Source organism: Paraburkholderia yinzeri (assembly GCF_046581065.1).
GTDB lineage: Bacteria > Pseudomonadota > Gammaproteobacteria > Burkholderiales > Burkholderiaceae > Paraburkholderia.
Map to the genome: position 1 here is coordinate 808,759 of NZ_JBFOCJ010000002.1, position 25,760 is coordinate 834,518.

At 65.8% G+C, this 25,760-nt stretch carries 19 protein-coding genes, 1 tRNA gene and 1 pseudogene; 8 read left to right on the top strand and 13 right to left on the bottom strand.

Annotated elements, in window-relative coordinates; translation table 11 throughout:
- Window positions 1–57: 57 nt before the first annotated feature.
- A complete protein-coding gene (locus tag WJ542_RS20685) occupies window positions 58–819 on the top strand; it encodes a 4'-phosphopantetheinyl transferase family protein (RefSeq protein ID WP_411191318.1) in 762 nt (253 codons plus the stop codon).
- 37 nt (window positions 820–856) lie between these two features.
- Here the strand turns inward: WJ542_RS20685 and WJ542_RS20690 are convergent.
- From WJ542_RS20690 to fdnG, 9 genes and pseudogenes are all read right to left on the bottom strand, one after another.
- Window positions 857–1,288 (bottom strand): annotated as a pseudogene (locus WJ542_RS20690) (MgtC/SapB family protein); the annotation flags it as partial.
- A gap of 165 nt (window positions 1,289–1,453) precedes the next feature.
- Window positions 1,454–1,624 carry a hypothetical protein gene (locus WJ542_RS20695; RefSeq protein ID WP_411191319.1) on the bottom strand — a complete coding sequence of 57 codons (171 nt, stop codon included), beginning with the start codon at window positions 1,622–1,624 and terminating at the stop codon, window positions 1,454–1,456.
- A 206-nt stretch (window positions 1,625–1,830) separates the two neighbouring features.
- Window positions 1,831–1,926 (bottom strand) — tRNA-Sec (locus WJ542_RS20700).
- A gap of 55 nt (window positions 1,927–1,981) precedes the next feature.
- Window positions 1,982–3,901 carry a selenocysteine-specific translation elongation factor gene (gene selB, locus WJ542_RS20705; RefSeq protein ID WP_411191320.1) on the bottom strand — a complete coding sequence of 640 codons (1,920 nt, stop codon included), beginning with the start codon at window positions 3,899–3,901 and terminating at the stop codon, window positions 1,982–1,984.
- A complete protein-coding gene (gene selA, locus WJ542_RS20710; protein ID WP_411191321.1) occupies window positions 3,898–5,367 on the bottom strand; it encodes an L-seryl-tRNA(Sec) selenium transferase in 1,470 nt (489 codons plus the stop codon). The genes selB and selA overlap by 4 nt, the downstream gene beginning before the upstream one ends.
- 15 nt (window positions 5,368–5,382) lie before the next feature.
- On the bottom strand, window positions 5,383–6,315 hold the full coding sequence (gene fdhE, locus WJ542_RS20715) for a formate dehydrogenase accessory protein FdhE (RefSeq protein WP_411191322.1): 933 nt from the start codon (window positions 6,313–6,315) through the stop codon (window positions 5,383–5,385).
- A 103-nt stretch (window positions 6,316–6,418) separates the two neighbouring features.
- Window positions 6,419–7,045 carry a formate dehydrogenase subunit gamma gene (locus tag WJ542_RS20720; protein ID WP_411191323.1) on the bottom strand — a complete coding sequence of 209 codons (627 nt, stop codon included), beginning with the start codon at window positions 7,043–7,045 and terminating at the stop codon, window positions 6,419–6,421.
- Window positions 7,035–7,967: a formate dehydrogenase subunit beta gene (fdxH, locus tag WJ542_RS20725; RefSeq protein WP_411191324.1), complete on the bottom strand. Its 933-nt coding sequence runs from the start codon at window positions 7,965–7,967 to the stop codon at window positions 7,035–7,037. The genes WJ542_RS20720 and fdxH overlap by 11 nt, the downstream gene beginning before the upstream one ends.
- A gap of 13 nt (window positions 7,968–7,980) precedes the next feature.
- Window positions 7,981–11,052: a formate dehydrogenase-N subunit alpha gene (gene fdnG / locus WJ542_RS20730; RefSeq protein ID WP_411191326.1), complete on the bottom strand. Its 3,072-nt coding sequence runs from the start codon at window positions 11,050–11,052 to the stop codon at window positions 7,981–7,983.
- Window positions 11,053–11,204: 152 nt separating this feature from the next.
- Between fdnG and WJ542_RS20735 the strand changes: the two genes are divergently transcribed.
- Both WJ542_RS20735 and WJ542_RS20740 read left to right on the top strand, forming a co-directional pair.
- Window positions 11,205–12,608 carry a YihY/virulence factor BrkB family protein gene (locus WJ542_RS20735; RefSeq protein WP_411191328.1) on the top strand — a complete coding sequence of 468 codons (1,404 nt, stop codon included), beginning with the start codon at window positions 11,205–11,207 and terminating at the stop codon, window positions 12,606–12,608.
- Window positions 12,609–12,827: 219 nt separating this feature from the next.
- Window positions 12,828–14,018, top strand: coding sequence for a porin (locus WJ542_RS20740; RefSeq protein WP_411191329.1), 1,191 nt, complete (start codon window positions 12,828–12,830; stop codon window positions 14,016–14,018).
- 374 nt (window positions 14,019–14,392) lie between these two features.
- Here WJ542_RS20740 and WJ542_RS20745 read toward each other — a convergent pair whose 3' ends face one another.
- Window positions 14,393–14,836 carry an HU family DNA-binding protein gene (locus WJ542_RS20745; RefSeq protein ID WP_027793866.1) on the bottom strand — a complete coding sequence of 148 codons (444 nt, stop codon included), beginning with the start codon at window positions 14,834–14,836 and terminating at the stop codon, window positions 14,393–14,395.
- Between the two features lie 401 nt (window positions 14,837–15,237).
- Window positions 15,238–16,761, bottom strand: coding sequence for a peptide MFS transporter (locus WJ542_RS20750; protein WP_411191330.1), 1,524 nt, complete (start codon window positions 16,759–16,761; stop codon window positions 15,238–15,240).
- 180 nt (window positions 16,762–16,941) lie between these two features.
- Between WJ542_RS20750 and WJ542_RS20755 the strand changes: the two genes are divergently transcribed.
- From WJ542_RS20755 to WJ542_RS20775, 5 genes are all read left to right on the top strand, one after another.
- Complete coding sequence (locus tag WJ542_RS20755) at window positions 16,942–17,619, top strand: DJ-1/PfpI family protein (RefSeq protein ID WP_411191331.1); 678 nt, start codon at window positions 16,942–16,944, stop codon at window positions 17,617–17,619.
- Window positions 17,620–17,850: 231 nt separating this feature from the next.
- The gene (locus tag WJ542_RS20760; protein ID WP_411191332.1) at window positions 17,851–18,912 is read left to right on the top strand and encodes an Ldh family oxidoreductase; all 1,062 of its coding nucleotides are present in this window, start codon (window positions 17,851–17,853) and stop codon (window positions 18,910–18,912) included.
- 135 nt (window positions 18,913–19,047) lie between these two features.
- A complete protein-coding gene (gene treF, locus WJ542_RS20765; protein WP_411191333.1) occupies window positions 19,048–20,859 on the top strand; it encodes an alpha,alpha-trehalase TreF in 1,812 nt (603 codons plus the stop codon).
- A gap of 189 nt (window positions 20,860–21,048) precedes the next feature.
- On the top strand, window positions 21,049–22,008 hold the full coding sequence (locus WJ542_RS20770; protein ID WP_411191334.1) for a glycosyltransferase family 2 protein: 960 nt from the start codon (window positions 21,049–21,051) through the stop codon (window positions 22,006–22,008).
- A gap of 39 nt (window positions 22,009–22,047) precedes the next feature.
- Window positions 22,048–24,066 (top strand): PAS domain-containing hybrid sensor histidine kinase/response regulator, encoded by a 2,019-nt coding sequence (locus WJ542_RS20775; RefSeq protein WP_411191336.1) that lies wholly within the window; start codon window positions 22,048–22,050, stop codon window positions 24,064–24,066.
- Here WJ542_RS20775 and WJ542_RS20780 read toward each other — a convergent pair.
- On the bottom strand, window positions 24,027–24,869 hold the full coding sequence (locus tag WJ542_RS20780) for a class II glutamine amidotransferase (protein ID WP_411191337.1): 843 nt from the start codon (window positions 24,867–24,869) through the stop codon (window positions 24,027–24,029). The genes WJ542_RS20775 and WJ542_RS20780 overlap by 40 nt on opposite strands.
- Window positions 24,870–24,894: 25 nt before the next feature.
- Entirely contained in the window at window positions 24,895–25,575 is a 681-nt protein-coding gene (locus tag WJ542_RS20785) for a MarC family protein (RefSeq protein WP_411191338.1), read from the bottom strand.
- Window positions 25,576–25,760: the final 185 nt, after the last annotated feature.

Sequence of the window (25,760 nt, forward strand, 5' to 3'; positions counted from 1 at the left end):
GGGGCCCGCGAGCGCACGTCGCCACGCGCGTCGCAACGTCAAGTACAAGGAGAATGCATGCGAAGCACGCCGCACGCGGGAGCCGCGCGCCGCTTCCAGCCGTCATCACATCCGATTTACGAAACGCCGGGCATCGAGTTCATTCCGCATCGCTCAGGACTGCACACGCGGACCGGCAATCCTCTGCCCTGCAGCGGAGAGCTGATGATCTGGCGGCTAAGTGCAAGCTGGGATTATCTGAGTTGCGAAGAGGCCTCGCTCTGGCTCTCGCGCCAGGAGACGGCGCACATGCGCCAGTATCGCAACCCGTCGTTCTCGCGGCGCTATGCGATCGCGCGCGCCTCGTTGCGGCACCTTCTTGCCGATGTTCTCGGCAAAGCGCCGCAAGCCATCGAACTCACCGACAACGACCACGGCCAGCCCATGCTGCGCGAACCCGATCTTGCGCAGCCCCTCGCGCTGCGCGTCGCCTTTGCCGGCATCTGGATCACGATCGGCATGAGCGCCGACGCGTTCGGTCTCGAAACGATCATGCCGGGTGCCGCGTGCGAATCGGCTGCGCCGCTCGCGCGCGGCCGGGTGCAGGCCGATCTCGACTGCGCCCGTACGGCATGCGCATCGCAGTTGCTCGCGCAACCGGTCGATCTCGGCGACCGATTGCGCACACAACGAATCGGGGCAGTGTCGGTGCACCAGATCGAGCGCGCCCTGTTCAAGGTGATCGATCTGCCCATGCCGGGCCGCATCAGCGCGGCCGCTGCCACGCCGCTTTCGACCTCGACCATACACGCGTATGGCTGGCTAAGCCGGCGTTTTTGATCGGAATCCGTAGCTTCCCAGCATGTCTCGCCTCCGTTCATTTGTCGCGCCGACACGCGCGCACGCCGGACATGGTTTCAAGCCGCGAGCAGATCGCGAAAAACTCGCCGGGGGTCACACGTGACAGTGCGATTTGCACGTCGTCGAATTCCGGATCGTCTTCGGACTGCTGCACAATAAACTGCTTGACGCGGACACTTCCCGAGCCGAGCGTATGTTGCAATGTATCCACAGAAACGCTTCCGCGCTCGACCAGAAATTGTATGTTGCGCTGTTGCCGGACAGCAATGAAGCGGCGCTCAAGCGGCTTCACTCCTGCAAGAATCACCAGAATGATGACGGTCGCGCCGATGGCCGCAGTGTACATGCCGCCACCGACGGCAAGACCGCCCCTCGCGACGGACCACAGGCTGGCCGCCGTGGTCAGCCCGCGGCCCACCCCGAAGAGCCGGAAATTTCCAGTTGAGACCGGGACGGAATTTGGGCCAGCCTCAGCAAGAGAGTGGCCGGACGATCGCCGTGTTGCCAATTTGACCGGCAACACGGCTGGCCCGGAAAGAGCAACGTCTGCGATTCAGGCAGGAGCGAATGGCGCCCTGCTGGGCGCCTGGTCAGAGCGTCTGCATGGCTTCGTCTATCCGGATTTCCAGTTTGACCATGTGGGCACCATCAGGAGGGGCGTTGCAGAAATGAACCCCTCAGATGTGGTCACCAGAAAACCTTGAGCGAAGTTCTGCTGAACCTTCTTGCCGCCTTTTCCGCGATATTCGACATGTAATTGAAATGGACTATCGAGATAGCCCATGACATTTCGATCGAGAGCCTGTGCAAACTCGCACTTGCTCTCGGCTGTGAACCTTATGAGCTTCTGCAGGCTGATTTCACCCCGCGGAGATAGCGAGGTGTAACGAATTGCAAGTGGAAGACGTATTTCGTTAACCATAAGTCTTCCAAACGGAAGTTTTATGGTTACCTATACAGTTCCGCGCGGCGGGACGCGAAAACCTTGACTGGCGGAAAGCAGCCGGAGTCGAACCGACCTGGGAACGGCTGACGTCCCCAACCAGATTTGAAGTCTGGCCGTACCACCCGATACGAATGCCTTCCTTTGCAGACCTGAGATATCCGATGCAACGCCGAGGGTGTCGCGATGGCGCGGCATTCAGAGCACGTCGTGCAAGCGGCTGTCTGGACGCAGGACATGCCGCTCGCGGTGAAACCGAGTATATCCAACGCGATCGAAGAACTCCAGAATCTGGATCGCGCGCTTGCGGCCCAGTCCTGTTGCGTCGCGAAACGCTGCCGCAGTGAGCGCACCGCCCTGTTCGGCGGCGGCGTTCGCCACGAGCCGCGCGAGTTCGTGCACGACCTCGCGCTCGTAGAACAGATCGCGTACGACCTGGTACAGTTCCCCGAGCCGCGCGAGCTTGCGCAGCAGCGCGCGCACGGTCTCCTCTTCTTCCCGCGTTTCGCGTGCGAGATCGCGCACCCACGGCGGATCGTAACGTCCTTGCGCAAGCAACGGTCGCAGGCGTGCCGCGAGTACCGTTTCTCGCGTGTCGAGCGTCACCGCGTGCGAAGGCAGGTGCAGCCATGGCCCGCTGCGCACTACCCGGCCCTCGTCCACCAGCGCGTCCACCACCGCACGCCACACGGCATCCGTCACCAGCGGCGCCGCCATGCGCCTCAAGCGCGCGGCGTCCGGGCCCTGCTCATCCGGCGCGCGCCGATGAAATTCGCCGAGTACCTCGACGATGCGTGCCGCCATCCGCGCCCAGTGCTGCCGCGCCATCACGACACCCTCGGCGGCACGACCCGACGATGCCACCTCGATCGCGTCGCCGGGCAGCGCGAGCGCATCGGCCGCATAGCCGGTCAACTGCGTCAACGTCGTACGCGCGATACCCCTCGGCGCTTGCGCAATCAGCGCATCGGCGCGTCCCTCGTCGAGCCAGGTGCGTAATGCGTCGAGCCATGCGTGCCGCTCGGGCGTGCGCCTGCGTCTTGCCGGCGCGAACGGATCGAGCACGCGGCCACCGCCTACAGTGCGCGTCGCCTGCGCGTTGCGCACGATCAGACGGTCGCCCGGCAACGCGCCAAGCGGCGCGTCGAACACGAGTTGCACGCGCGCCCGCTCGCCGGGCCCCAGCGTCTCGCCTTCCAGCAGCGCGACGTTCGCCACGCGGTGCGCGGTGCCGAGATGCACGTGCAGCGGAGACCAGTGATGCAGCGTCAGATCCGCATCGTCGAGCAGACTCAGCTCGCAGTCGATGCGCGTCGCCCCCTCCGCGAGCCTCGCATCGACGATCCAGTCGCCGCGCGCGATCTGCTCGCGGTCGATGCCCGCGAGATTCAGCGCACACCGTTGCCCCGCGTGGCCCTGCTCCGCCGCGCGATTCTGTGCGTGAATGCTGCGCACCCGCACGGGCAGTCCCGCCGGCGCCAGCATCAGCGTATCGCCCACCTGCACGCGGCCCGCGAACACCGTGCCGGTCACGACCGTCCCCTGGCCCGCGAGCGTGAACACGCGGTCGACCGCCAGCCGGAAGAGTCCGTCGTCGCGGCGGCCCTGCCTGGCCATGGCGCGTTCGCGCAGCCAGGCGTCCAGTCTCGCGACGCCTGCGTCGTCGGTCTGCGTGGCGCGCGTTTCGAAACACGGCGCGCCTGCAAGCGTCGTGGGCGCGAGCCATGCGGCAATGTCCTTTCTCACTTCGGCTAGCCGGGCCGCGTCCACGCGATCGGTTTTGGTGAGCGCGACGGCGCCCTCGGTCACGCCCAGCAACTGCAGAATCGCGAGATGCTCGCGCGTTTGCGGCATCACGCCGTCGTCGGCAGCGATCACGAGCAGGGCAAAATCGATGCCGCACGCGCCCGCCGCCATCGTGTGCACGAGCTTTTCGTGGCCCGGCACGTCGATGAAACCCAGCACGTCGCCATTGGCGAGCGGCACATAGGCGTAGCCCAGTTCGATCGAAATGCCGCGTGCCCTCTCTTCCTTGAGCCGGTCGGTATCGACACCCGTCAGCGCGCGGACCAGCGTGGTCTTGCCATGGTCGATATGCCCCGCCGTGCCGACGATCACAGACGCAGCTCCGCGAGTTGGGCAACGAACGCCGCTTCGTCGGCGCTTTCGAGGCAGCGCAGATCGAGCCGCAGCGCGTCGTCGGCAATGCGGCCGATCACGGGGCGCGGCAGCCCACGCAGCGCGCGCTCGAGCTTCAGCAGCGCGCGGCCGCTACCGCTTTTGCCGGCGGCGTGGCGCACGACAAGACCGCTGCTCGGCAGCACGTCCACCGGCAACGCGCCGCTGCCGATCTGGCTGAACATCGGCTCGACAGCCGCCGAGTAGCCGTCGCCCAGCACACGCTGCAAGACGGGCAGCGCACGCTCGGCCGCCGCCTGAATTTCAGCGGCGGGACGCGTGAGCAGGCGCAGCGTCGTGAGCCGTTCGCGCAGGAATTCCGGTGCCTGATAGAGCCTCAGCACCGGTTCCAGCGCGGCCAGCGTGAGCTTGCCCACGCGCAGCGCGCGCTTGAGCGGATGCTTCTTGATCTTCGCGATCAACGCCTTGCGGCCGACGATCAATCCGGCCTGCGGCCCGCCCAGCAACTTGTCGCCGCTGAACGTCACGAGGTCCGCGCCCGCTTCGACGGTCGCGCGCACGGTTGGCTCGGCGGGCAGCCCCCATTGCGTGAGATCGGTCAGCGTGCCGCTGCCCAGATCGACCGCCACGGGAAGACCGCGCGCATGGGCGAGCGGCGCCAGTTCGTCGAGTTCGACGCTCTTCGTGAAGCCGCTGATCGCATAGTTGCTGCAGTGAACCTTCATGAGCAGCGCCGTACGCGGATTGATCGCCGCTTCGTAGTCCTTGAGATGCGTGCGGTTGGTCGTGCCCACCTCGCGCAGGCGCGCACCCGCACGGCTCATGATGTCGGGAATGCGAAACGCGCCGCCAATCTCGACCAGTTCGCCGCGCGAGACGATCACTTCCTTGCGCGAGGCAAGTGCCGAGAGCGCCAGCAGCACGGCCGCCGCATTGTTGTTCACGACGGTCGCGGCCTCGGCGCCGGTCAGCTCGCAGATCAATTCGTCGATCAGGTCGTCGCGGTCGCCGCGCTTGCCCGTTGCGAGATCGAACTCCAGATTCGCCGGTTGCGTGAGCGCCTGCACGACGGCCCGAACCGATTCGTCGGGTAGCAGCGCACGGCCGAGATTCGTATGCAGCACCGTGCCCGTCAGGTTGAACACGGCACGCAACCGGTTTTGCGCGCGGGCGGCCAGTGCGCGTGCCGCGTGATCGATCACACGTTCGAGCGCGAACGGTTCGTCGTCGCCCGCCATCTTCCCCAGCGTGCCCGCCTGCGCTTCGCGCCGCCATTGGTCCAGCGTGGCGCGGATCGCCGCCAGCACCTGCGTGCGCCCGTACGCAGCGATCAAGGTCTGCGCCGGAGCGGAGGCAATCACACGCTCGACGGCCGGCATTCTCGCCAGCCATGCATTGAGCGTGCGCGCGTCACGCTCCGTTTCGTGTCCCACGGCTTCGCTCATCGTGGCTTCGCTCCTCTACTGGTCGGCCGGCACTTCGGGCCACAGCAGAGGGTTCGGGCTCGCGCGACGGTAGCCCGCGTCGCTCATCAGCAGGTCGAGCGTGAGGCTCGCGAGGTCGTCGGCGAGAGGCTCGAAGTCGAAATCCTTCTCCTGATAGCCAATCTTGCGATAGGTGTGGCACTCGTCGCACGATTCGGCCTTGAGCGCGGGGTCGCCGCCGTCGATGCCGTGGTACGCGATGCCTTTGGTCGAATCGCAGTTCGTGCACTTCACGCGCACAACATGCGCCTCGGTCCCGCACAGGCTGCATTGCGTGTAGCGATAGCCCTGGTACGTGCCGCCCACCCGCACGATGCTCGCCACGGGCGGCACGCCGCACATGGGGCATGCGCCGGGCGCATCGACGTAAGGCACGTCCCGCACATCGAGCCGGCTCGCCAGATCGGTCCACACCACCTGCAGGGCAGCCATGACGAAGGGCGCCGTGGCGGGCGCGACTTCGGCGTAGCGTTGCGCGAGCAGCGCATCGGCTTGCGCGTCGAGTTCGGCATCGCTCATCGCGCGCAGCGTATCGAGCACCTTCGCAAGCGCGGGCGCCACAGCGCCCGCCGCTTCCACGTGGTCGACAAGACGCCGCAGCACGTCGCGCCACAGCGGATCGCGCTGCCCCGAAAGCGCGGGCAGAATCGGCATGGCATGGCGCTGCGCGTTCTCGATAGCCTCGCGCTCGGGCATCGGCGCGCTCACGCGTTCGAGCGCGTGCTGCTGCGCGTCGACCAGCACCGCCATGAGCCGCACATAGCCGCCGATGGGATTGTGCTCCGCCAGCTTGCGCAGGCGCGCGGCACGCGTAGCGAAATGCGTCGCGCGCTCGGGCAGACGAATGCGCGGAATCGCGGAGGGATCGAGCGCCTGGATCTCGCCCGGATCGAGAATGCGTTGCGTCACGACCTGGTTTCTCCGAAAACGAAAAAGCCGCCGCGCCCTGCCGGGCCGGCGGCTTGCCGGAACACGCGGGGCCTTGTTGCAAGGGCCCCGCGCAGCCTCTACGCTACTTGATGCTCTCGCGGAACCAGCGTGGATGATGTTTCCTCGCCCAGCCCCATGTGACCGTGCCGCGCGTCATCGCTCCGATCGAGCCTTTCACCCACAGCGCCGCGTAGATATGCACGACGATGCTGACGATCAGGACAAACGCCGCGGCCGCATGCACGACTGCCGCAAGGCGCACCACCTCGATCGGAAACCAGAACGAAAAGTAGCGCCGCCAGATCACGATGCCGCTCGCGAGCAACAGCACGAGACAAGCCACCAGCGTAAAGAATAGCAGCTTCTGTCCCGCATTGTATTTGCCGATTTCGGGCAGCTTGTCCTCGCGATTGTGCAGTACGTCGTCGATCTGCCTGAGCCATTGCACGTCGTTGCGGTCCAGATAATTGTGATGCCAGAAACGCAGCACGAGAATCAGGAACGAGAGGAACATCACGATGCCGATGAACGGATGCAGGATGCGCGTCCACTGGCCGCCGCCGAACAGCGCGGAAAGCCAGAACATGGCGGGATGAAACATCGCGAGACCGGAAAGCGCGAGCAGCACGAAGCTGATCGCCGTGATCCAGTGATTGGTGCGCTCGTTCGGGGTATAGCGCTCGATCAGCCTGGGTTCGTCATTTTGCATCGTCGCGCTCCTCGGGTTCGCCCTTGATGCGGCGCGCTTCGTCGATCGCGGCCGCTTCGTCCTCGGCGCTCACTTCGTTCGGGCCGATCCGCGTGTAGTGGAAAAAGCCCGCCAGCGCGGCCAACGCAATGCCCGCCAGCGCGAGCGGCTTGGCCACGCCCTTCCAGAGCCGCACGAACGGGCTGATGCGCGGACTGTCGGGCAGGCCGTGATAGAGCGAGGGCTGGTCGGCGTGATGCAGCACGTACATGACGTGCGTGCCGCTCACGCCAGGCGGGTCGTAAAGGCCCGCGTTTTCGAAGCCGCGCTCCTTGAGGTCCACGATGCGCTCCGCCGCGTGCTGCTTCATGTCCTCCTTGGTGCCGAACACGATCGCACCGGTAGGACAGGTCTTCACGCAGGCGGGCTCCTGCCCCACGGCCACCCGGTCCGAGCAGAGCGTGCACTTGTAGACGCGATGGTCCTTCTTCGAAAGCCGCGGGATATTGAACGGGCAACCGGCAATGCAGTAGCCGCAGCCGATGCAGTTCTCCTCGTGGAAATCGACGATGCCGTTCGTGTACTGCACGATCGCGCCCGGCGAGGGACAGGCCTTGAGACAGCCGGGATCCTCGCAGTGCATGCAGCCGTCCTTGCGGATCAGCCATTCGAGGTTGCCGTTCGGGTTCTCGTACTCCGTGTAGCGCATCACCGTCCACGAATGCTCGGTGAGATCCATCGGGTTGTCGTAGACCCCGTGGTTCACGCCGATCTCGTCGCGCAGGTCGTTCCACTCCATGCAGGCCGTCTGGCAAGCCTTGCAACCTATGCATTTCGTGACGTCGATGAGCTTCGCCACCGTGCCCGTGACCGGTTCGCGCACGCCCGGCGGCGGCGTGGTGGTCGCGGAAAGGCGCTTGATGTCGAGCGATTGCAGTGCCATGTCTCGCGCCCCCTTATGCCTTTTCGACTTTCACGAGGAACGACTTGAACTCGGGCGTCTGCGAATTGCCGTCGCCCACCGGCGGCGTCAGCGTATTCGTCAGATAGCCCGGTTTCGTCAGCCCCGTGAATCCCCAGTGCAGCGGCACACCCACCGTATGCACCTTCTTGCCTTCGATCGTGAGCGGCTTGATGCGCTTCGTGACCACCGCCACCGCGATCAGGTAACCGCGGTTGCTCGACACCTTCACGCGTCCGCCATCGACCACGCCCACTTCGCTCGCGAGTTCCTCGCCGATCTCCACGAACTGCTGCGGCTGGATGATCGAGTTCAGGCGCGCGTGCTTGGTCCAGAAGTGGAAGTGCTCCGTGATGCGATAGGTGGTGGCGACATGCGGGAACGACTGCGCCGTGCCGAACGTCGCGCGGTCGTCGGGGAACACGCGCGCGGCGGGGTTGCTCGTCGCCTGCGGGTTGTTCGGATGGAACGGGTTGTAGCCGAGCGGATTTTCGAATGGTTCGTAGTGCTCGGGAAATGGCCCCTCGTTCATCTGGTCGCGCGCGAAAAACCTCGCAACCCCCTCTGGATTCATGATGAAAGGCCCCATGCCCAGATCGGGCGCTTCGTCCACTTTGTAGTCGGGGATGTCGGCGCCGGTCCACGCCGCGCCGGTCCAGCCGATCAGCTTGCGCGTGGGGTCGAAGGGCTTGCCCGCCGTATCGCACGAAGCGCGGTTATAGAGCACGCGCCGGTTCGCGGGCCATGCCCATGCCCAGTTCAAGGTCTGTCCAATGCCCGTGGGGTCCGAGTTGTCGCGCCGGCCCATCTGGTTGCCCGCCTGGGTCCACGCGCCGCAGAAGATCCAGCAGCCGCTCGCCGTTGTGCCATCGTCCTTCAACTGCGCGAAGCCCGAAAGCTGCTCGCCCTTCTTCACGAGCACCTTCGTGGGATCCTTCGCATCGGTCTGGTCTGCGAGAGCCTTGCCGTTGTACTCCATCGCAAGCTCTTCCGGTGTCGGGCTCGCGGGATCCGAGTAGGGCCAGCTCAGCTTGAGGATCGGGTCGGGACACTTGCCGCCGTCCTTCTGGTACGCGGCGCGAATGCGCAGGAACAGGCCCGACATGATCTCGAGATCGCTCTTCGCCTCGTAGGGTGCCTCCGCGCCCTTCCAGTGCCACTGCAGCACGCGGCTGGAACTCACGAGCGAACCGTTTTCCTCCGCAAAGCACGTGGTGGGCAGACGGAACACCTCGGTCTGGATCGAAGCCGTATCGACATCGTTGTAGTCGCCGTACTTGTTCCAGAACACCGACGTTTCCGTCTCCAGCGGGTCCATGATGACGAGCCACTTCAGCTTGCCGAGCGCGGCCAGCGTCTTGGCCTTGTCGGGTGCCGAGGCGATCACGTTGAAGCCCTGGCAGATATAACCTGTGAGCTTGTCCTGATTCATGAGCTCGATGGTCTGCAACAGGTCGTACGGCTTGTCGAGCTTCGGCAGCCAGTCGTAGCCCCAGTTGTTGTCCTTCGTCGCGTTGTCGCCCCACCACGACTTCATGAAGCTCACGAAGAAGGCGCCGTAATGCTGCCAGTAGCTGAGCTGGTTCGGCCGCATCGGCTGCGAGGCGCGCTTCTTGATGTAGCTGTCGTAGTCCTGCTCGGCTTCGTTGGGCAACGTCATGTAGCCGGTCAGCAGGTTCGACATCAGGCCGAGGTCGGTGAGCCCCTGGATGTTCGAGTGGCCGCGCAGCGCGTTCATGCCGCCGCCTGCGATGCCGATGTTGCCAAGCAGCAGTTGCACCATGGCGCCGGTGCGGATCATCTGCGAGCCGATCGAGTGATGCGTCCAGCCGAGCGCGTACATGATGGTGCCCGCGCGGCCCGGCACGGCCGTGCTGGCCAGCATTTCGCACACCTTGAAGAATTTTTCCTTAGGTGTGCCGCAGACCTTCTCCACCATCTCGGGCGTATAGCGCGAGTAGTGCTGCTTGAGCAGGTTGTAGACGCAACGCGGGTTCTGCAGCGTGTCGTCCGTTTTCACGAAGCCGTCGTCGCCGGTCTCGTAGTCCCACGACGACTTGTCGGGATACGCGTGCTTTTGCGGATCGTAGCCCGAGTAAATGCCGTCGTTGAACGCGAAATCGTCGCGCACGATGAACGAGAAGTCCGTGTAGTTCTTCACGTACTCGTGCTGGATCTTGTCGTTCGTGAGCAGGTAATTGATGACCCCGCCAAGGAACGCGATGTCCGTGCCGGTGCGGATCGGCGCGTAGAAGTCCGCCACCGAAGCGGTGCGCGTGAAACGCGGATCGACCACGATGAGGCGCGCCTTGCGGTTCGCCTTCGCCTCCGTGACCCACTTGAAGCCGCACGGGTGCGCCTCGGCCGCATTGCCGCCCATCACCAGAATCACGTCCGCATTGCGAATGTCGACCCAATGGTTCGTCATCGCACCACGGCCAAACGTCGGGGCAAGACCTGCCACCGTCGGGCCGTGTCAGACACGCGCCTGGTTGTCGAATGCGAGGAGGCCCATGCTGCGGGCCACTTTGTGCGTGAGGTACCCCACCTCGTTGCTGGCCGCCGAAGCGGCGAGCATGCCGACGGAGAGCCAGCGGTTGACGGTCTTGCCGTCCTCCGCCTTTTCGACGAAGTTCGCGTCGCGGTCCTCTTTCAGCCGCTTCGCGATCCCGTCGAGCGCCTCGTCCCACGAAATGCGTTTCCACTCGTTCGATCCCGCCGCCCGGTACTCGGGGTACTTGAGACGGTTCGGACTATGGATGAAGTCGATCAGGCTCGCCCCCTTCGGGCAGAGCGTGCCGCGGTTGACCGGATGATCGGGATCGCCCTCGATGTGGATGATGCTGGCCGTGGCGTTCTTCGCGCCGTCGCCAAGACCATACATGAGGATCCCGCAGCCGACCGAGCAGTACGGACAGGTGTTGCGGGTTTCGGTAGTACGCGCCAGTTTGTATTGGCGGACCTCGGCAAGCGCGTTGTCGGGCGCGAAGCCCATCAACGCGAGGCTGGAACCTGCCAGCGATGTTGCCGTGACCTTGAGGAACTGGCGCCGGGACATTTGCAGCATGGTGCGTCCTCGGCCTGTCGAGTTGTGGGTGATTTTCAGTATAGGCGGATTTCAGCGACGGATCACGGAAGCTGCGCAAAGGCACAGCCAAAGCGCGCCCGGGAGCCGCGCTTGCTAATATTGAGACAAAACAGGCACGCGGAACGGACATCATGGCCACGCTCTCTTCGGAACGACTGCAAGCCGCCGCGCGCAAGGAAGCGTCCTGGGTCGTGGGCGCCTTCCGGCAATTCTTCAAGGACCGCTGCCCGGCGCTCGCCGCGGGCATCGCGTTCTATTCGGCCTTTTCGCTTGCGCCAACGCTCGTCATGGTGATCGCCGTGGCCGGCTGGTTCTTCGGCGACGCCGCCGCGCGCGGCGAGTTGTTCCGCGAGGTTCACAACGTCCTCGGCGACGATGCCGCCGCCGGCATCACGACCATCGTGCAAAACGCACACCGCGCGGGCAAGGCCGGCGGCATCGCCACGATCATCTCGCTGTCCTTGCTCGCCGTCGGCGCCTCGGCCACGTTTTCGTCGCTGCACGCGGCGCTCAATGTCGTCTGGCCGCCGGACGGCACGCGCGCCTCGAGCGTATTCGCGCTCGTGCGGGTGCGGCTGATCTCGTTCTCGCTCGTGCTGGGCGTTGCGTTCCTGTTGATCGTCTCGCTCGTGCTGGACGCGGCGATCACCTTCGTCGGCCAGTGGCTGTGGGGCAACTCGCCCTATGTGATCATCGGAAATCTGCTGCAGCTCGCGGTCGGACTGATCGTGCTGGCCGCCGCGTTCGCCGCGCTCCTGCGTTTCCTGCCCGACGCCAACGTGCTCTGGCGCGATGCCATGGTGGGCGGCGGCGTCGCCGCCGTGCTGTTCTCGGCAGGCAAGAAGCTGTTCGCGCTCTACCTCGCCCATGCCGGCATGGCCACCGCGTTCGGCGCCGCCGGTTCGCTCGCCGTGCTGCTGATGTGGCTGTACTTTTCCGCGGCCGTGCTGCTGCTCGGCGCCGAGTTCTCCGCGGCGCGCGGGCGGCTGCACGATCCGCGCGGCGCATGGGGTTTCCTCGAGGAAACGCCGCCCGGCAGCCGCGCCAAGCTCGCCTCGGTGCTGGCCGCGTCGACCATCGTCAAGCCCCATGACCCCGCCGCTGCACCCCCCGGTACGCTTTCCGTGCCGATCGGAAACAACCCGGTTGCGGCGACCGGCGAAGTGCCCCTGTATGCCGCTGCCTCGGCCGCCGCACACGACGATGCGCCGCACGCCGGAACACCGCTGCGCGCCATGGCGCAGGCCAGCGCGCGGGGCGGCGCGTTCGGGCGACGTCCCGGCGCCGTTCTGCAGATTGGACGCTCGGTGGTGCGGATGGAAGACGGCGCGACCCGGGCCGCCGCGCAGACACTGGTTCGCGCGGGACGCACGGTCGTCGCCGCGGATCGCTACGTCAAGCGGCATCCGTGGAGTACGGTGTTGCTCGCCGCAGGCGCCGCCATCGCGATGACGGCTGCCGCGGGGCGCCGCAACGGCGCCGGCGAGGACAGCGAGGCGGACGCAACGCTTCCCTCGACCCAGGAGAAAAACTGACAATCAGCTAACTTATTATCGTCACAAATTACAATAATTAAAAATTGCGATTCAATCTGGAAAAAGCAGGTACGACTCATCCATGCCCCACCCATCAAGGCATCGATGTATTTGTCAGCTTTTTGCCACAGTCTGAACTTTTCATTTCTTTCAATTTATACAACTGCGTTATTCTCCATCGCGCAATAACGAAACCCTCATCTGCGTGGAGAAATCTGGATGAAACGCGTCGCCTTCTCGACCCTCTCGCTGGCCATGCTGACCGGCGCCGGTGCGGCCCATGCCCAAAGCAGCGTGACCCTCTACGGTGTGATCGACGAGTCGATCCAGTGGGCCCACAACACCACGAATTCGAACGCCCCGGGCCAGAACCAGAATCTGGTCGGCATGTACGGCGGCAACATCTCGGGCAACCGCTGGGGCCTGAAGGGCACGGAAGACCTGGGCGGCGGCCTGCAGGCGATCTTCCAACTGGAAAGCGGCTTTGACATCAATACCGGCGCGGCCGGCCAGGGCGGCAAGATGTTCGGCCGCCAGGCCTTCGTCGGGCTTGCTTCGGATCACTACGGCACGCTCACGCTGGGCCGCCAGTACGACCCGCTCGTCGACATGATCCAGCCGCTTACCGACGACAACGACTTCGGCAGCACGTTCGCGACGCCGGGCGACGTCGACAACAACGACAACAGCTCGCGCACGAACAACGCGATCAAGTACACCTCGCCGCTTCTGGACGGCTTCCAGTTCGAAGGCATGTATGCCCTGGGCGGCGTCGCCGGCTCGAACGGCTCGGGACAGAGCTGGGGTGCGGCAGGCACCTACGCCATCGGCTCGTTCAACATCGCGGCCGGCTACTTCATGATGGACAACGCGTCGTCGCTGGCCGACCGCACCGGAACGGACGGCACGGTGGGCTGGGCGTCAGGCTCGACATCGGGCGCCATGTTCGACAGCCAGATCAACCAGGCCTATGCCTCGGCGAAGTCGGTCGGCACGGCGGCGGTGGCGGCGCAGTACGTCACGGGCCCATTCACGTTCGCCGCGCGTTACAGCAACGTCCAGTTGAAGGCCGACGGCTTCTCGACGTTCGCCACGACGCAGCGCTACAACGTCGCCGGCGGCTACTTCGGCTATCAGGTGAACCCGGCCGTGCTGCTCGGTCTCGGCTACACCTACACGCACGGCTCGGGCAATGCGTCGAACACCTATAACCAGGTCTCGCTCGGCGCGGACTACAACCTGTCGAAGCGTACCGACCTGTACGCGCTCGCGGCATATCAGCACGCCAACGGCCAGCAGCCGGGCGCGGCCTCCGGCACATCCGCGGGCGCATCGATCGGTTCGTACGGGTACAACTCGGCTTCCAGCTCGCAGGAACTGGTCAGCCTCGGCATTCGCCACAAGTTCTAATAGAACGGCACAGCCGGGCTTCGGCCCGGCGTCAGAGCCGGTTCCCAACCGGTTCCGGCCGTGTCAGAATGGCGTGGCCGCTAAAAACCACACGCTTAACGGAAAAACCAGCCTTCGGTGCAAGCCAAGGCTGGTTTTTTCATGGGCGCAAGAAGACCCTCATGCGAAGCAGGCGCAGCAAAAAAACCGGCAGCAAGGTCAGTCATCCATAACATTCGCGTATGACCCATCGGCCGTATCCTCTCGCGAAGCGCTGTCCACGCGGATCGAACGACGCCCGGCGAGCGCGCATGAAAAATCCCCGCGAGCTCGACACCGGCGGGGATTTTTGGGTACTGACTCGCACACAGCCTCGCGGCTGCGGAAAACGGTGCTTACGCAGCCGCTGCGTCCTTCAGCTTCTTCAGTGCGCGTGCCTTGATGCGAACCGAGGCGGGCTTCGCCGGGAACCAGCGCTCCTGGCCCGTGAACGGGTCCTTGCCGAAGCGCTTCTTCTTCGCCGGCACGGCCTGCACGACGATCTTCAGAAGACCCGACAGCGTGAATTCGCCGGCGCCCTTCTTGTGGACCGAACCGAGGATCGTGTCTTCCAGAGCGGCGAGCACGGCCTTGGCGGCCTTCGGCTCGACACCGGCGCGCTCAGCGACGTGAGCAGCCAGCGAGGCCTTCGTGAAGGTGTCCTTGATCGGCGACGGAGCGCCAGACGCCTTCACGGCGACCTTCTTAGCTGCGGCCGTCTTGGCCGGTGCTTTCTTTGCAACAACCTTCTTGGCCGGGGCAGCTGCCTTTTTGGCCACTTTCTTTGCGGAAGTCGGCATGTTTCTCCTACCAGTGTTGGTCAGTGAATCGGCGAAGCACCGCAGAATGCATGTACTTCAACGGCGGATTCTACAAGCGCGCAAGCGTTTTGCGTGACTCTTTTGCATTGTCGAAGCAAATTTGTTGCGCGGCGCTGACTGCCGTGTGCATTTTGACGCCTGTTTACAGGGGTAATCGTGCTCGCCAGACTCCTCGAATACCCTGGACAGGCGCTCGCGAAGCCTGGCGCCGCGATGCAAGAAGGCGAACCGTATGGCGTTTTTCTGCGGGCGAGCGCTGCGCTGCGTATGACGAGCCCGAAGAAAAAAGCCCGGACACGTCGCGGACGTCCGGGCTTTTCGGCGGCTAGCCGGCTATCCGGCACGGCCTGAATGCAGGCAGCTTCGCTGCCGACGTTCGCTCAATGCGCGCCTTCGTGCTGCGCGGCGACCTGGGCCACCCGTTGCGCGCCGGCCTCGTGATGCTCGCGCGACAGGCGGCGCATCAGCGGCAGCAGCACGATGGCGACAAGCGTGCCCAGCGCGGCGAGCCAGCCGAGTCCTGAGAAGAGGTGCGTATAAAGCGGCAGCGAAACGAGCGGATCGAGCTCGCCGGAGGGCATCTGCGCGAAATTCGCGACCACGCTGCCGAGATACTGCGAAACGCCGCTGGCCACGAAATACGCACCCATCATGAAGCCGCTCATGCGCGCCGGCACGTAGCGCGCGATCATGGCGAGGCCGAGCCCGCTCACGAGCAGTTCGCCGAGCGAGTAGAGCCCATAGCCGCCCACCATGAACCAGGACGAGACACGTCCCGCCACGGCGTAGTTTCCGCTCGCCGCGAACACGAAGAAGCCCGCCGCAACCACCGCGAAACCCAGCGCATACTTCACCGCCACCGGAAAATCGCGTCCGTGCCGCGCGAGCGACGTATAGAGCGAAGCGAGCACCGGCGAAAGCAGCATGATCCAGATGGGATTGAGCGCCTGGAACTGGGCCGCGCTCCACTTGAAGAGCGACACGCCGAACAGCGAGAACTGCGGATCGACGTTGCGCAGCGCAAAGAGCGTGAGCGAGGTCGACATCTGCTGGTAGAACACGAAGAAAAGGATCGCCTGCAGCGTGAGGATCAGCGCGGCGGCAAGGCCCGCGCGCTCGGCGCGCTGTGAGCGCACGAGCATCCACGCGAACACCGCGAGCACGGCAACGCCCGCGGCATAGACGCAGGCCACGGCCACCGCCTTGTGCTGCAGCACGAACAGCGTCGCCGCGCCCAGCGCGACGGCGCCTACGGCAACGAGCGCGGCCCGGCGGTAGTTCAGCGGCGCATCGTCGGGCACGGAACCAATATGCGCGAGCGTGCGGCGCATCAGCAGGAAGTTGAGCACGCCCAGCAGCATGCCCGCGCAGCACACCGCGAATGCCGCGTGCCAGCCCCATTGGTCCTTGATCCACGGCGTGGCGAGCATCGACACGGTCGAGCCGATGTTCACCGCCATGTAATAGATGGTAAAGGCGCTGTCGAGACGCGCATCGTCGCCTTCGTAAATGCGGCGCACGAGGTTGGCCGCGTTCGACTTGAAGAGCCCGTTGCCCACCACGATCACGGCGAGCGAGGCGAACATGTGATGGAGGCTGTCGTCGGGCATCGCGAGCATGAGATAGCCGGCCGCGAGAATCAGCGCGCCCGCGACCATCGAGCGGCGCGCGCCGAGAATCTGGTCGCCTATCCAGCCGCCGATGGCCGGCGCCGCATAAACGAGCGCCGTGAAGGCGCCCCACGTGAGATTTGCCTGGCTGTCTTCAAAGCCGAGCTTGCTCACCATGAAAAGGACGAGCAGCGCGGCCATGCCGTAAAAGCCGAAGCGCTCCCACATTTCAATCAGGAAGACCGTCGTGAACGAACGGGTCTGGGAACGGGTTGGCGAAGCGGGGGTAGTCATTGTTCTCCTTGCCTGAAAACGCATCCGATATGGGTGCCGACCTCGTGCAATGGGGCGGCGGCACCCTGCCTGGCAGGCATTGCGCCTTTTTTGGCAGCCCCGGGCAAAGTCGCGGCAATAGAGTGGCGGCATGGACGGCAACCGCCGCCTTTCCCCCCTTCTCTCGCACGGGATTTCGCCATGGCACTCCAGATCGGCTTTCTCATCTTTCCTCGCGTGCAACTGCTCGACCTTACAGGGCCTTACGACGTGCTCGCGTCGATGGCGGACACCGAGGTCCGGCTTATTTCGAAAACGCGCGACTGTATCACGTCAAATACAGGCCTGGTCATGAGGTCCGATACCAGTTTCGAGGACTGCCCGCCGCTCGACGTGCTCTGCGTGCCTGGCGGCAGTGGCGTGGGCGACCTGATTCCCGATCAGGAAACGCTCGCGTTCCTGCGCCGTCAGGCCGCGCATGCGCGCTACATCACCTCGGTCTGCACGGGTGCGCTCGTGCTGGGCGCGGCCGGCCTCCTGCGCGGACGCCGCGCCACCACGCACTGGGCCTTCCACGCGCTGCTCGAGCCATTCGGCGCGATCCCTGTACGCGAGCGCGTGGTACGCGACGGCAATGTCATCACAGGCGGCGGCATTACGGCCGGCATCGATTTCGCGCTGACGCTCGCGGCGGAGCTGATCGGCCGCGAAGCCGCCGAAGCGTTGCAGCTCGAACTCGAATATGCGCCGGCGCCCCCCTTCGATGCGGGCAGCCCCGACACCGCGCCGCGTGCGGTCGTGGAGCGGGTGCGCGCCGCAAACGCGGCGTCGGTGGCGGCGCGCACGCGGCTCGTTCACGAGGCGGCGGCGCGACTCTAGCGCTGCAACGGCAGCAACGCAGAGGATGACGAATGAAACCTGGCCGCATGACCGGGCGCCACACCGCGGCAACGTCGACGGAATTCCATGAAGGGGATGGGACAGATTGAGGACATGACGGCGTCGAAACGATTACGCTTGCCTTGACGTCACCCGCTGGTTGGCCGCCCACGCATCGCTCGTTGCGATGGCGAGGCACAACCGCGAGGTCCAACCGGCAAGGAGCCGCAGATGGAAGTTGCAATCGACGAGGCACGCCGCTTCGCCACCGACGTGCTGGCCAAACTTTCGGTGCCGCCCGACATCGCCGCCGATGTCGCCGACCACCTGATCGAATCCGACCGCGTGGGCTACGCGAGCCACGGCCTCTCGATCCTGCCGAACTACCGGCTCGGGCTCGAAGCGGGATTCGTCACGCCCGACGGCCGCCCGGAGCGGGTCGTGGACCGCGGCAGCCTGATCGCCTACGACGGCCATCATGGCTTCGGCCAGCACGTGGGCAAGATCGTGATCGACGACGCCATCGCGCGCGTGCGCGAGCACGGCCAGTGCATCGTGACGCTGCGCCATAGCCATCACCTCGGGCGCATGGGACATTACGGCGAGATGGTCGCGCAGCACGGTTACGTGCTGCTCGCCTTCAGCAACGTGGTGAACCGGCCGCCCGTCGTCGCGCCCTATGGCGGACGCGAGGCGCGCCTCACGACCAATCCGCTATGCTTCGCAGGCCCGCTGCCAGGCGGGCGCCCTCCATTCGTCGTGGATATCGCGACGAGCGCCATTGCCGTCAACAAGGCGCGCGTGCTCGCGGAAAACGGCCGCCCCGCGCCGCCCGGCACGATGATCGACGCCAACGGCGACCCGAGCACCGACCCGAACGTGCTGTTCTCCGACCCGCCCGGCGCGCTGCTGCCGTTCGGCGCGCACAAGGGCTATGCGCTCGGCCTCGTCGCCGAACTGCTGGCCGGCGTGCTCTCGGGCGGCGGCACGATCCACGCGGACAATCCGCGCAACGGCATCGCGACCAACAACCTGTTTGCGCTCGTACTCGATCCGCAAGTGGACTTCAACCAGACGTGGCGCTCGCAGGAAGTCGAGACCTTCCTCGACTATCTGCTGGGGTGCCCGCCGCAGCATCCCGACGCGCCGGTGCAATACCCCGGCCAGTACGAGGCGGAGAACCGCGCGCGCCATACGCTCACGATCGATCTTCCGGATTCCGTGCAAAGAACGTTTGGCGAACTCGCCGCGCAACTGGGCGTGACGCCGCTCGCGGCAGCCCGCGCGTCGTAAGCGGCGCCTGCGGGCGGCGGGCCTCCCGGTTCGAGACTCGCCGGGCAGGAGCAAGACGGCCGCGCGGAACGCGACTTGCTGTGCGCTGCGGCGCCGGCAACCTGCCCGCCTTCCGCTCAACCTCATCCGAGAGTCATGCTCAAGCCCATCCGTCTTTTTGTCCCGTCTTTTCAGAGCCGCACACAGCGCCCGCATGCCGGAGCGCTCGCGTCGACCCTCGCGCTGTGCCTCGCGCTCGCCGCCGCGCCGGCAGCGTACGCGTCGGCAACGGCCACCGACACAGCAGCGGCGAGTGCAACACCGGCATCGACGCCGGCTCCGCCGACCCGGATTACAGAGGCCGGGCAGGATTTACCGGCTACGCCGCTGCCGCCGTCGGAACTCTACGGCGCGCTCTACCGCGACGTCGAGCTTGCCCAGATCTACCCCGACAGCAAGACGTTCGCTGACATGATCCCCAACGCGCCGCCCGCGCAGATCGTTGCCGCCTACACGGCCTGGCGGCAACAGAACAGCGCGTTGCAGGACCCCGCTGCCCGCAAGGCCGCGCTCACGCAGTTCGTCGAACGCAACTTCACGGCCCCGGCGCTGGCCGACGATCACTACGTTTCCGATCCGAACCAGAACGTCGCGGCCCATATCGACACGCTCTGGAACGTGCTGCGCCGCGGCCCGGACGCCGCGCAGCACGCGGATTCGTCGCTGCTGCCGCTGCCGTATCGCTACGTCGTGCCGGGCGGCCGCTTCAACGAGATCTACTACTGGGACTCGTACTTCATCATGCTCGGCCTCGAAGCAAGCGGACGGCACGACCTCTCGCTCGACGAGCTCAACAACTTCGCCACGCTGATCGACCGCTACGGCCACATTCCGAACGGCAATCGCAGCTACTATCTCAGCCGCTCGCAGCCGCCGTTCTTTGCGCAGATGGTGAGCCTCGTCGCGGAACGCGACGGCGACGCCGTGTATCTGCGCTACCTGCCGCAACTGCGCAAGGAGTACGACTACTGGATGGACGGCGCGGACAGCGTGAAGGCGGGCGACGCGGCGGGCCACGTCGTGCGCCTTGCCGACGGCACGCTCCTGAACCGCTACTGGGACGCGCGCGATACGCCGCGCGACGAGTCGTACCGCGAAGACGTGCTGACCGCGCAGGCCACGCCGCAGCGCGATCCCGCCGATCTGTGGCGCAACCTGCGCGCGGGCGGCGAAACGGGCTGGGATTTCAGCTCGCGCTGGCTCGCGGACAACCGTACGCTCGGCACCATCGACGTGACCTCGCTCGTGCCCGTCGACCTGAACTGTCTGCTGGTCGTGCTCGAACGCACGCTCGCGAAGGCCTATGGAATCCAGGGCGACGCCGGCGATGCGCAGGCGTTCTCGCAGCGCGCACAGCGCCGCGCCGCCGCAATCGAACGCGTGCTGTGGGATCCAAAACTGCATGCGTTCGGCGACTACGATTTCGTGCAGCACACACTCACGCATCGCCTCACCGCGGCCACCGTCTATCCGCTCTATGCGGGCGTCGCCACGCGCGGCGAGGCGCGCGAAGTGGCCGCCGCCGTGCGCGCCGGACTGCTCCGGCCAGGGGGCCTCGCCACGACCCAGGTGTCGAGCGGCCAGCAATGGGACGAGCCCAACGGCTGGGCGCCGCTGCAATATCTCGCGATCATGGGACTGCGCCGCTATGGCGAAAACGCGCTCGCGCAGACCATCGCTACACGCTGGGTCGCGACGAACCTCGTCTATTACCGGCACACGCACAAGCTCGTCGAAAAATATGACATAAGCGCGGCGGCAGCGAAGGCTTCATCGGCGGGCGGCGGCGAATATCCGCTGCAGGACGGCTTCGGCTGGACCAACGGCGTGTTGCGCGTGCTGCTGCTCATGTATCCGCACGCCTCCACACCGGTAACGCCGGCCATAGGTGCGCCGGCCGCGCCGTGAAACCGTGCCGGCTGAACCAGGCACGGCGTTTGCTGTTTCCTTTCGGCATGGCGGTCGGCGGCCTGCGCGCACAACGCGCCGCCGGGCCGCCGCTACGGCCCACCGGGCGTGGTGCATACCGCACGCCTTAGGCGTATGCTGATTACGACTACTACGATATAGACGTCCGGCTTGCGCCGTTCGACCGCGATGAACGCCTCCGCTCCCGCCCCAGGTTCCCAGTCCGCGCCGCGCGTGACGGTGGTCGTGTTGACGCGCAACCATGTTCGCCAGACTGTCGATACCGTCGCTCGCCTCCTCGCGCTGCCGGAGCACCCCGACGTGATGGTGGCCGACAACGGCTCGAGCGATTCCACCGTCGGCCTGCTCGCCTCGCTGTTTCCGCAGGTGCACATCGTCCAGGGTCTGCGCGACCTCGGCATGGCCGGTTTCAACCGTGCCGTCACACTCGCGCAGACCGATTACGTCGCCTGCTGCGACGACAGCACCTGGTTCGCGCCGGGTGCGCTCGCGAGCGCGGCCCAGTTGCTCGACGCGCACCCGAACGTCGCCGTCCTGAGCGCCCGCGTTGCCGACGAGGGCAAACGGGAGATTCATCCGGCCTGCCAAATGTTCGCCGCCACCTCCCCCGGCAGCGAGGGCCTCGCCGGCCCCGCGCTCGCGAGCTTCATGCCGGGCGCCTGCCTCTTCCGCGCGGACGTGTTCCGCGAATTCGGCGGCTACGACGAGCGGCTCGCGCGCGGCGGCGCCGAAGAGCTCGCCGCGCTCGACGTGCTGTCCGCCGGACACGCAATCGTCTATTGCGAGGGCGCGCTCGCGCATCGCGAGCCGCTCTATCGCTGGTTCACGCGCGCGCAGCATTGCACGCTCGCGCGCAACGCCGCGTGGGTCGCTTGGATGCGCCTGCCGGCACGCGACGCGCTCGCCGCCACCGGCCACGCACTCGCGGTCTTCGCGCGCCAGCGCTCGCTCGGGCCGGCGGGCTTCGCCCTGCTGCGCGGCGCGTTCTGGACACTGCGCCGCCGCCGCGTGGTGCCGCCGCATGTCGTGCTGCTCACGCGCCAGGTGCGCCGCGCCCAACACCAGGTGCGCCTCGGCATTCCCGCGATGGCCGAGAAGTACGATCGATCGGGACAGCGTGCATGGTAAGCTGCCCCGCCTGAACGGCCCTTCATTCATCCAAGGACCATGACGACGCCCGAGCCCGGCATCGCCCAGCAGCCCGGTTCCGCCCGGAAGGACGCGAACTTTGCCGCCGTCGGTCACAACGACCGCCGTTTCGAGGCGCTCGTGCAGCCCATCGAGGACTACGCGATCTTCCTGCTCGATCCCGGCGGCAACGTCGCGACCTGGAATCGCGGCGCCCAACGCATCAAGGGCTACGAGGCGCACGAGATCGTCGGCCAGCATTTCTCGCGCTTCTATACCGAAGACGCCAAAGCGCGCCGCTGGCCCGAGCACGAGCTCGAACAGGCCGTGCTCCATGGCCGCTTCAACGACGAAGGCTGGCGCGTGCGCAAGGACGGCTCGATGTTCTGGGCCAATGTCGTCATCACCGCGCTGTACGAGCAGGACGGCTCGCTCGCGGGCTTCGCGAAGGTCACGCGCGACCTCACCGTCGAACGCCGCCAGGTCGAGGCGCTGCGCCAGTCGGAGGAGCGCTTCCGCCTGCTCGTGGAGAACGTCGGCGACTACGCCATCTTCATGCTCGACCCCGAGGGCTTCGTGGTGAGCTGGAACAGCGGCGCGACCAACCTGAAGGGCTATCGCCCGGCCGAGATCGTGGGCCAGCATTTTTCGGTGTTCTATCCAACCGAGGACGTGGCCGACGGCGTGCCCGAACGCGAGCTGCGCCGCGCCGCCGGCCAGGGCCGTTCGGTGAGCGAAGGCTGGCGCGTGCGCAAGGACGGCTCGATGTTCTGGGCCTACGTCACGATCACGGCCATCCACGACAGCCAGGGACGCCTCTCCGGTTTCGCGAAGGTCACGCGCGACATGACCGAAAGCCGCCGCAACGAGGAGCTCGAACATTCGAGCGAGCAGATGAAGCAGTTCCTCGCGCTGCTCGCCCACGAACTGCGCAATCCGCTTGCACCCGTGCGCAACGCCGTCGCCGCGATGCGTCTTGCGCAGCACGCGAGCCCCGAAACGCGCCGCGCGGGCGACCTCATCGAACGGCAGATCGCGCATCTCACGCGGCTCGTCGACGACCTGCTCGACGTCGGCCGCATCACGTCCGGCAGGATCGAACTGCGCGAAGCGCCGCTCGATCTGCACGAGGTGATCGCGCACGCGGTCGAAGCGGCCCAGCCTTTCACCGCCGCGCGCGAGCAGCAGGTGATCGTGCAGCTACCGGCGAGCGCGCTGCGGATGATCGGCGACCACACGCGGCTCGTCCAGGTGCTGCAGAACGTGCTGCACAACGCCTCGAAATTTTCGCCCGACGGCAGCCGCATCACCATTGACGTGCATGCCGGCGCGCGCACCGTACAGATTCAGGTGCGCGACAACGGATGCGGCTTGCGGCCCGGCACCTTCGAATCGATCTTCGGTCTCTTCAGCCAGGACCGCTCGATGCCCGGCCCGAGCGAAAACGGTCTGGGCATCGGCCTGATGCTCTGCCGCTCGCTCGTCGAACTGCACGGCGGCACGATCTCGGCGACGAGCGCAGGGCCCGGCACCGGCAGCACTTTCACGATCCGCCTGCCGCTCGAGCGCGCCGGCGCATATATGCCGGCGGCTCAGCCGCCGGCGCCCGCGCAGACGGCGCGCGATCTCCACGCATCGCACGCACCGCCCGCGCTGCGCGTGCTGATCGTGGACGACAATCGCGACTCCGCCGACAGCCTGGCCATGCTGCTCGAACTGAAGGGACACGAGGTACGAGTGGCGTATAGCGCCGGGCACGCCCACGAGCAGGTGCAGGACTTCACGCCCGACGCGGCGCTGATCGACATCGCCATGCCCGAGATCGACGGCTATGCGGCACTGCAGGCATTGCGTGCCCATGCGCCGCTCGCGCGCACGCTGTTCGCCGCGATGACGGGCTTCGGCCAGGCCGCCGACGTCGAACTCACGCGCACGGCGGGCTTCGAAATGCATCTGGTGAAGCCCGTGGACGTCGCGCTGTTCGACGAGGTGCTCGCGCGGGCCGCCGAGCGGCGCGCTCAGGTCGTGACCGGCGCGACCGGTACGAACTGGCGGTAATCCACCTGCGGGCCGCGCACGACGATCGCCGTGGCCTCGGGCACCTCCGCCCAGGCGTCGGGCAGATCGACGAGCGGCTCGGAAACGATCAGATAGGCGTCGTCGCCGGCGGCCGTAATGCGCGGGTCGTCGGGATAGAGTTCGTGCAGATGCCTGAACGACGTGCTGTGATAGAGCGAACGCGACTTGCCTTCGCTCGAATAGCGCACCGCCACCATCTGCTCGCCGTCGGTCGCGACCACGGTCATGTTGAGCGGATTCTCGATTCCGTGGCTGCGCGCCTTCGCCTCGACGAAACCGACCATGCGTTCGAGCGCCGGCACCGGTTCGTGCTCGAGGCCGAACGACATCGCAAGATAGAACATCACCTCCGAATCCGTCGATCCTTCGAGCCCGTTGAAGCGCCCCGGATCGATCGCCACCAGCAGATCGCGGCGCACGATCGGAAAGTTCTCGATCAGCCCGTTATGGGCAAAGAGCCAGCGCCGGTGCCGGAACGGATGGCAGTTGGTCTCCTGCACCGGTGTGTGCGTGGCCGAGCGAATGTGCGCGATGAACATCGGCGCTCTCACGGCGCGCGCGAGTTCGTGCAGGTTATGGTCGTTCCAGGCGGGCTGGATGCTTCGATAGCGATAGGGAATGTCGTGCGACTGCTGATACCAGCCGAGACCGAAACCATCGCCGTTGGTGGTCGTCGCACCGAGCTTCGAGTGCAGAGCCTGGTCGATCAGCGAATGGCGCGAGCGGAACAGCACGGTTTGCAGATGAACGGGGTTGCCCGAATAGGCGAGCCAGCGGCACATGACGCACTCCTCTGTAACGGCGTACTCACTTCGTGACGTGCAGGGCCGCGATCGGCGTGAGGAAACCGTCGAGGCCGGTCAGGATGATCTGCACGCCGATGCACAGCAGCAGAAACGACGACACGCGCATGGCGACGCGCGTGCCCTCCACGCCGAGGTATTGCGCAAGGCGCGCCGCCCGGCTGTAGACGTAATAGATAACGATCATCACGAGCACCGAAATGGCGACCGAGGCGATGCTCGATATCAGCCACGCCGAAAGCTTGTGCGTGCGGTTCGCGTTCAGCGCGATAGCGGTGGCGATCGAGCCGGGCCCCGTGGTGAGCGGCACCGTGAGCGGAAAGAAGGCCTTGCCGGAAGCCGACTCGGCATTGAGGGCCTTGAGCGCGGCTTCGTCGGCCGGGCGCGGCGCGGCTTCGGGCGCGTTGAGCATTTGCCAGCCGCTCACGGCCACGGCAAGTCCGCCGCCAATGCGCAGCGCCTCCATCGAAATGCCGAAGAAATGCAGAATGGGCGTACCGACGAAGAACGCCACGATCAGAACGAAGAATGCGTTCATCGCCACGCGCTTGGCGAGCAGGCGCCGCTCCTCGTCGCTGAACGTGGCCGTGCGGTCGAGAAAGACGAACGCAACGCCGACAGGATTGATGATGCTGATCAGTCCGGTGAAACCGAACAGAATGTCTGAAATCAGGCTCTCGATCATGGAGTCGATCCGGTTTGGGCCAGGCCGGCCGGGGCAGTGCCGCCACGGCGGCCGGGCTGCCAGAAGTGTAACTGGATCGGCGGCGCGCGTGACGGCTCGGTGCCAGGCGCGCGGCTTCACAATCCCGCTTGCAATCCCGCGCCGCACCATGCTTTCGAAAGACATACGGTCATTTTTGAAGCCTT

Bases quoted from the DNA above. Each gene is read 5' to 3' on its own strand.
- WJ542_RS20685 (WP_411191318.1), top strand. From the start codon at position 58: ATGCGAAGCACGCCGCACGCGGGAGCCGCGCGCCGCTTCCAGCCGTCA.
- WJ542_RS20695 (WP_411191319.1), bottom strand. From the start codon at position 1,624: ATGGGCTATCTCGATAGTCCATTTCAATTACATGTCGAATATCGCGGA.
- selA (WP_411191321.1), bottom strand. From the start codon at position 5,367: ATGAGCGAAGCCGTGGGACACGAAACGGAGCGTGACGCGCGCACGCTC.
- WJ542_RS20720 (WP_411191323.1), bottom strand. From the start codon at position 7,045: ATGCAAAATGACGAACCCAGGCTGATCGAGCGCTATACCCCGAACGAG.
- fdxH (WP_411191324.1), bottom strand. From the start codon at position 7,967: ATGGCACTGCAATCGCTCGACATCAAGCGCCTTTCCGCGACCACCACG.
- WJ542_RS20735 (WP_411191328.1), top strand. From the start codon at position 11,205: ATGGCCACGCTCTCTTCGGAACGACTGCAAGCCGCCGCGCGCAAGGAA.
- WJ542_RS20740 (WP_411191329.1), top strand. From the start codon at position 12,828: ATGAAACGCGTCGCCTTCTCGACCCTCTCGCTGGCCATGCTGACCGGC.
- WJ542_RS20745 (WP_027793866.1), bottom strand. From the start codon at position 14,836: ATGCCGACTTCCGCAAAGAAAGTGGCCAAAAAGGCAGCTGCCCCGGCC.
- WJ542_RS20750 (WP_411191330.1), bottom strand. From the start codon at position 16,761: ATGACTACCCCCGCTTCGCCAACCCGTTCCCAGACCCGTTCGTTCACG.
- WJ542_RS20755 (WP_411191331.1), top strand. From the start codon at position 16,942: ATGGCACTCCAGATCGGCTTTCTCATCTTTCCTCGCGTGCAACTGCTC.
- WJ542_RS20760 (WP_411191332.1), top strand. From the start codon at position 17,851: ATGGAAGTTGCAATCGACGAGGCACGCCGCTTCGCCACCGACGTGCTG.
- treF (WP_411191333.1), top strand. From the start codon at position 19,048: ATGCTCAAGCCCATCCGTCTTTTTGTCCCGTCTTTTCAGAGCCGCACA.
- WJ542_RS20770 (WP_411191334.1), top strand. From the start codon at position 21,049: ATGAACGCCTCCGCTCCCGCCCCAGGTTCCCAGTCCGCGCCGCGCGTG.
- WJ542_RS20775 (WP_411191336.1), top strand. From the start codon at position 22,048: ATGACGACGCCCGAGCCCGGCATCGCCCAGCAGCCCGGTTCCGCCCGG.
- WJ542_RS20780 (WP_411191337.1), bottom strand. From the start codon at position 24,869: ATGTGCCGCTGGCTCGCCTATTCGGGCAACCCCGTTCATCTGCAAACC.
- WJ542_RS20785 (WP_411191338.1), bottom strand. From the start codon at position 25,575: ATGATCGAGAGCCTGATTTCAGACATTCTGTTCGGTTTCACCGGACTG.